General features: G+C 52.9%; 6 protein-coding genes. All 6 read left to right on the plus strand.

Annotation, left to right across the window (positions count from 1 at the left end; translation table 11 throughout):
• Positions 1-802, plus strand: an 802-nt coding sequence (locus tag IQ273_RS29215) for a type 1 glutamine amidotransferase (protein ID WP_228054125.1), incomplete at its 5' end; no start/stop codon positions are given.
• A gap of 11 nt (positions 803-813) precedes the next feature.
• Positions 814-1,884, plus strand: coding sequence for a signal peptidase I (gene lepB, locus IQ273_RS29220; protein WP_194026624.1), 1,071 nt, complete (start codon positions 814-816; stop codon positions 1,882-1,884).
• A 735-nt stretch (positions 1,885-2,619) separates the two neighbouring features.
• The gene (rfbF, locus tag IQ273_RS29225; protein ID WP_194026625.1) at positions 2,620-3,393 is read left to right on the plus strand and encodes a glucose-1-phosphate cytidylyltransferase; all 774 of its coding nucleotides are present in this window, start codon (positions 2,620-2,622) and stop codon (positions 3,391-3,393) included.
• A gap of 89 nt (positions 3,394-3,482) precedes the next feature.
• Positions 3,483-4,025, plus strand: a complete 543-nt coding sequence (locus tag IQ273_RS29230; protein WP_194026626.1) for a dTDP-4-dehydrorhamnose 3,5-epimerase family protein — start codon at positions 3,483-3,485, stop codon at positions 4,023-4,025.
• Positions 4,026-4,039: 14 nt separating this feature from the next.
• Positions 4,040-5,350 carry an NAD(P)H-dependent oxidoreductase gene (locus tag IQ273_RS29235; protein WP_194026627.1) on the plus strand — a complete coding sequence of 437 codons (1,311 nt, stop codon included), beginning with the start codon at positions 4,040-4,042 and terminating at the stop codon, positions 5,348-5,350.
• 137 nt (positions 5,351-5,487) lie between these two features.
• A partial coding sequence (locus IQ273_RS29240) for an NAD-dependent epimerase/dehydratase family protein (RefSeq protein WP_194026628.1) occupies positions 5,488-5,966 on the plus strand: 479 nt, incomplete at its 3' end.

Here is a 5,966-nt window from a genome sequence, read left to right on the forward strand (position 1 = left end):
CCCTCACCCCATGCCCTACACCCTCACCCTCACTCACCTCTACCCCGACCACCTCAACCTCTACGGCGACACTGGCAACCTGATCGTGCTGCGTCGCCGCTGCCAGTGGATGGACATTGACTGCACCGTCAACGCGTTGTCGATGGGAGACGTGGCCCAGGCTGGTACCACCGATCTCTACTTCATGGGCGGCGGGCAAGACACCGACCAGGTCGCCGTGGTCAACGACTTTCACCAACTCAAGTACGACGCTATTCGAGCCGATACCGAGGCTGGCGTCGTGTTTTTGGGCGTGTGCGGCGGCTACCAGCTTATGGGCAACACCTTTCTGATGGGCAATGGTGAAGAAACTCGCGGATTGGGCATTATCAATGTCAACACCCGCGCCCCCGGCACCGACGTCAAGCAGCGGTGCATTGGCAATTTGGTCGCTGAGATCACCCCCGCCACCTACTCCGACATGCAGACGCTGTATGCGCCCTCCCGAGACATCCCTAAAACCCTGGTCGGGTTTGAAAACCACTCTGGGCAAACCTACCTTGGCGATGGCGTTGAGCCCCTCGCCACCACAATCGCCGGGTTTGGCAATAACGCTGCCGCCGAGTACGAGGGAGCGCGCTATAAAAACGTGTTTGGCAGCTACATGCACGGCTCACTCCTGCCCAAAAACCCCCATTTTGCCGACTACCTAATTGGGCTGGCCCTGCGCCGCCGGTACCCAGAAGCCTCCATTACGCTGCCAGCCCTACCCGACACCGAAGAATGGGCAGCTCACACCTATGCCGTGCAGCGCTACGGCTAAGGCGACATGCTATGAAGGCAACCCCCAAGGTGCTGGTCGGCCAGCGATCGCCCAAAAGCCCCTGGCTAGCCGTCAACCTGTCGGCAGCGCTCCCCGGCGCGGGGCAAATGTACGACGGCGCGATCGCCCGTGGCCTGATCATCGCCGTAGCCCACGGGAGCCTTTTAGCCTTCATTCTCTGGTCAATCTTTGCGCCAGAGGGCAATACCCTGCGGGGGCTAATCACCCTGGTGCCCCTGCTCAGTCTATATATATTCAACCTGTGGGACAGCCACCATGCCGCTAAACGCGGCATTACCCTCGACGAGTTTAGTCCCCTGCGCTATCAATCCAGCGACCCCTGGTATCCAGTCTTTCTCTCCCAGGTGCTGCCGGGGCTGGGGCATCTGTTTTTGCAAAGGGCCGCGATCGGGGGCACACTACTGATATTAGGAATTCTAACGGCCTACCTGGCCAACTTTAACCCAGATCTGCTGCCGCTGATGACGATAATTTGGGCCGCAGGCTGCGGGCTGGCTTATCGGGCTGCCCCAAGTCGCCAGCGCCAGTGGGGCTGGCTAGGATTGCTCCTCGCGGCAGTCATTGTCACCCGGTTTGCAATTAGCTCCATCCCCTTTGTGGTGCCGCAGCAGGTGGTGCAGTGCATTGTGCCCAGCGAGTCGATGCTGCCCACGCTGGAAGTGCGCGATCGCATCTTTGTTCGCCCCCGGCCTTTAGATCAGCCTCTGAGCGTCGGTGACATCATCGTCTTTTCCAACCCCGAGCGCACGCCCCTCGATCAAGCCGGAGACCTCTACAACCTGATGGTTAAACGCGTTGTGGCCCTACCAGGCCAGCGAGTTGAGATTCGTTTAGGACAAGTGTGGATTAACGATACCCCCCTCGCTGAGCCTTACCTCAAAGACCCTATCCTTTACGAGTGGGGGCCTGAGATCGTGCCCAATGGGAACCTGTTTGTGCTGGGTGACAACCGCAACAAAAGCCGTGACTCCCACATATGGGGATTTTTACCCCGACCCCACGTAGTGGGCAACGCCTATAAAATTTACTGGCCGCCTCAGCGAGTACAGCCGTTGCCTTAGCTGCGGTTATTCTGTCAGCCGCTGCTTCCTTCACCACAAAATCTAATAGTTAGACCGGCTTCCCGCAGGGGCCTTTGCGGGCTAAGCTGGGCCTTTTACAGCTAATCTGGACTGCGCAAATTATATTTATAAGGTTTTCACATACAGTCTATTTGACTTTATCCATAGCTCACAACGATAGCCCAGGTCAGGGCTAAGCTAACCACTAGGTGAATTCAAGTAGGAATATAACCATATCGAGGGTCAGATTAGATGTAGGTTGCTTTAGGTCAAAGCACTTGACTTACGTTCTGACAAATTTCCGATCGCTCCACAGCACTCAACTTCACAATTGAGTTAAAACTTGTTAATGCAACTAAAGTCGACCAATGAGGAATAAAGATTCGACGTAAGCTATGGCAAGAATATTTGCATTAAAAATCCATCTACTCTTTTATTTTCATGGTTCTGCCATTATGCCAACCAGACATTGCCAAAGAATGATTTAGCCATTTTTTAAGCCTATAAATCGCCTTTCTAACATTACCTTTAGCAGTTTATAGACTGCCTTAATTCATGTTCAATTTCAAAATTCAAAAGTTTCCAGCGCGTATGAAAATGGTTGTGTAAGCGTAGTCACACCTCTCTTGACTGAACATGGGTCGGGCGATTAAAGTTTAACTTACGTAAGTCAGGCTGATTAACTTAGCAAAAGTCAGGATTTCCTACCAGTTTTATTAGTTTCTTAGAGGGTCTATGAAAGCAGTTATATTAGCTGGTGGTCTAGGTACTCGTTTGAGTGAAGAAACCAGCATTAAACCCAAGCCTATGGTCGAAGTCGGAGGATACCCAATCCTTTGGCACATTATGAAAATTTATTCTGCCCACGGTATCAATGACTTTGTTGTTTGCTGTGGCTACAAAGGCTATGTGATTAAAGAGTACTTCGCCAACTACTTTTTGCACATGTCAGACGTGACCTTTGACCTCCGCTACAACCAAATGAATGTTCACACAGGCAATGCTGAACCCTGGAAAGTAACGCTGGTAGACACTGGTGCCTCAACAATGACCGCTGGCCGCCTCAAGCGCGTGCGTGAACATATTGGTACCGAAACCTTCTGTCTCACGTATGGCGACGGCGTCAGCGATGTTAATGTCACCGAGCTGATCAAGTTTCACCAAAGCCAAGGAGGACTAGCTACCCTAACTGCCGTTCAGCCTCCGGGTCGCTTTGGGGCGATCGCCCTGCACGAAGGGCAAACTAAAATTGAGGCGTTTCAAGAAAAGCCTGAAGGTGACGGGGCCTGGATTAACGGCGGTTACTTTGTGCTAGAGCCTCAGGTAATTGACTTCATTGATGGTGATGACACGATATGGGAGCAGCAGCCTCTAACTAAACTGGCAAAAATGGGTCAGCTTTCTGCATTTAAGCATGCCGGTTTCTGGCAACCCATGGATACTCTGCGCGATAGAAACAAGCTGGAAGACCTGTGGATATCGAACCAGGCACCGTGGAAAGTCTGGTAATCATGCTCTGTGGCGAACATCTGCCGAGCACTAAAGACTAATTTGCAGTTACTGTTTGGGCTTAAATTCCCATAACCTAGAGAACCACCATGATTTTTGAGGAAGCCCCCCTGCGCGGAGCCTTCACAATTTCCCTAGACAAACGGGGAGACGATCGCGGTTTTTTCTCCCGCGCCTACTGTACCCAAGAGTTTGAAAGCCAGGGTCTTAAGCCCGTCGGTATTCAGTGTAATCTGGCATCCAATTACCTTAAAGGAACGCTGCGGGGTTTGCACTATCAGGTAGCCCCAGCGGCGGAAGCTAAGTTTTTTCGCTGTATCCGAGGGGCTAACTACCACGTCATTGTGGATATGAGGTCAGACTCTCCCACGTACCTACAGCACTACGGCATTGAATTATCTGCGGATAACCGATTGGGGCTGTACGTGCCAGAGCTATTTGCCCACGGCTATCAAGCCTTGACGGATAGCTCAGAAGCGTTCTACATGGTTAGCGAGTACTACACTCCTGGCTGTGAACGAGGCCTTCGCTATGACGACCCCGCTTTAAATATTCGCTGGCCCTTACCAGTGACAACCATCTCCGACAAAGATACTGCTTGGCCACTGCTGCCCGGTCTACCCATCCTTTAATAGAGGTCTTTTCTATGATCATTGTTGATACAGCGCTAAAAGCCCGCCACGAAGCAGGCAACCCAGTGCGCGTCGGCCTCCTAGGGGCTGGGTTTATGGGGCGCGGGGTGATAAATCAAATCGTTAATTACACCCCTGGTATGGTGCTGACTGCGATCGCCAACCGCACCGTCAGCGCTGCGGTAGACGCCTACTCCAAATTCGGCGTTGACAAGGTCAAAGTCGTTTCCACCCTAGGCGAGATGGAAGATGCCGTCGCCCAGGGCTACTCAGTCGTTACCGACGACCCAACGTTGCTCTGCCAGTCAGAAAGCATCGATGTGCTGATTGAGGCTACAGGTCACGTAGAGTACGGCGCTCGGGTTACCCTAGCGGCGATCGAGCACAAGAAGCCAATGGTGCTGATGAATGCTGAACTTGACGGCACCGTTGGCCCTATTCTGAAGGTCTACGCCGATCGGGCCGGGGTCATCGTTACCGGCTGCGACGGCGACCAGCCTGGTGTGCAGCTCAACCTCTACCGATTCGTCAAGAGTATTGGCCTCAACCCCTTGCTCTGCGGCAACATCAAAGGGCTGCAAGATCGCTACCGCAACCCCACGACCCAAGAAAGTTTTGCCAAGCAGTGGGGCCAAACCGCTCATATGGTGACCAGCTTTGCCGATGGCACCAAGATCTCCTTCGAGCAGGCTATTGTCGCCAATGCCACCGGCATGAAAGTAGCTCAGCGGGGCATGCTGGGTTACCACTCTAAAGGCCACGTCGATGACATGCTCGATCTCTATGATATTGAGCAGCTTAAGTCCCTTGGGGGCATCGTTGACTACGTGGTCGGGCCTAAGCCCAGCCCTGGTGTGTTTGTCTATGCCACTTGCAATGAGCCCACCCAGGCCCACTACCTTAACTACGGCAAGCTTGGGGAAGGCCCGCTCTACAGTTTCTACGTGCCCTACCACCTGACGGTCTTTGAAGTACCGCTATCGGCTGCTCGGGTCGCTCTCTTAAACGATGTCATCATTGCACCGTTAGGGGCCCAGGTCGTAGACGTGGTCACCACCGCCAAGATCGATCTCCAGGCTGGTCAAACCCTAGACGGCTTGGGCGGGTACCACACCTATGGGCAGTGCGAGAACTCGGACATTGTCAACCAGGACAATCTTCTACCTATGGGCTTAGCTGAGGGTTGTCGCCTGAAGCATCCTGTCGCAAAAGATCACGTACTGACCTATGACGATGTGGAAATACCCGCCGACAGCGTTGCCCATCGACTACGAGCCGAGCAAAATGCTTACTTTGCTAAGTCAAAGGTGGCCGCAGCGGTTTAACCCGGTGCAGTGACAGTCTTCAGCGGAGTTTTTACCCATGCCTAAGGAAACACGCGGCTGGGCTAGGGCACCTAATTGGGATGTCCCCCAGTCCATGACTCATCCAGCCCAGCTCTAACTTATATAAGGAAAATGTAATGGTTCAAGCACCGAGTCTAGCCTCGTTAAATACAGCGGAAGACGTTGTCCAGGCTGACCTAACCTATATCTGCAATCATCTATCGGAAGAATTTGCCGCTCTGTCTGGCAAAAACCTATTAATTACCGGTGGTGCTGGGTTCTTAGGCTACTACCTGGTGCAGTCCATACTGCACTGGAACAAAGTCAACGCCACCGCTCAACCCATTCATCTGACTATTTACGACAATTACATTCGGGGTGTACCTGAATGGCTGACCAATATTTCGGGCGATCCCAACCTGGAGCTGGTTAAGCACGACATTACCAATCCTCTGCCCGAGAACATTGGCGATTTTCAGTTCATCATTCATGCCGCCTCGATCGCATCGCCAATTTTTTACCGCAAGTATCCGATCGAGACCATGGATGCGAACGTTAACGGGCTGCGCTACCTGCTGGAGTACTGCCTTCAGCAAAAAGCTAAAGGCACGCCAGT

It is taken from the genome of Nodosilinea sp. LEGE 07298 (genome assembly GCF_015207265.1).
In the GTDB taxonomy this organism is placed as follows: domain Bacteria; phylum Cyanobacteriota; class Cyanobacteriia; order Phormidesmidales; family Phormidesmidaceae; genus Nodosilinea.

Coding starts and splice junctions, on each gene's coding strand:
- rfbF (WP_194026625.1), top strand. CDS start 2,620: ATGAAAGCAGTTATATTAGCTGGTGGTCTAGGTACTCGTTTGAGTGAA.
- IQ273_RS29230 (WP_194026626.1), top strand. CDS start 3,483: ATGATTTTTGAGGAAGCCCCCCTGCGCGGAGCCTTCACAATTTCCCTA.
- lepB (WP_194026624.1), top strand. CDS start 814: ATGAAGGCAACCCCCAAGGTGCTGGTCGGCCAGCGATCGCCCAAAAGC.
- IQ273_RS29235 (WP_194026627.1), top strand. CDS start 4,040: ATGATCATTGTTGATACAGCGCTAAAAGCCCGCCACGAAGCAGGCAAC.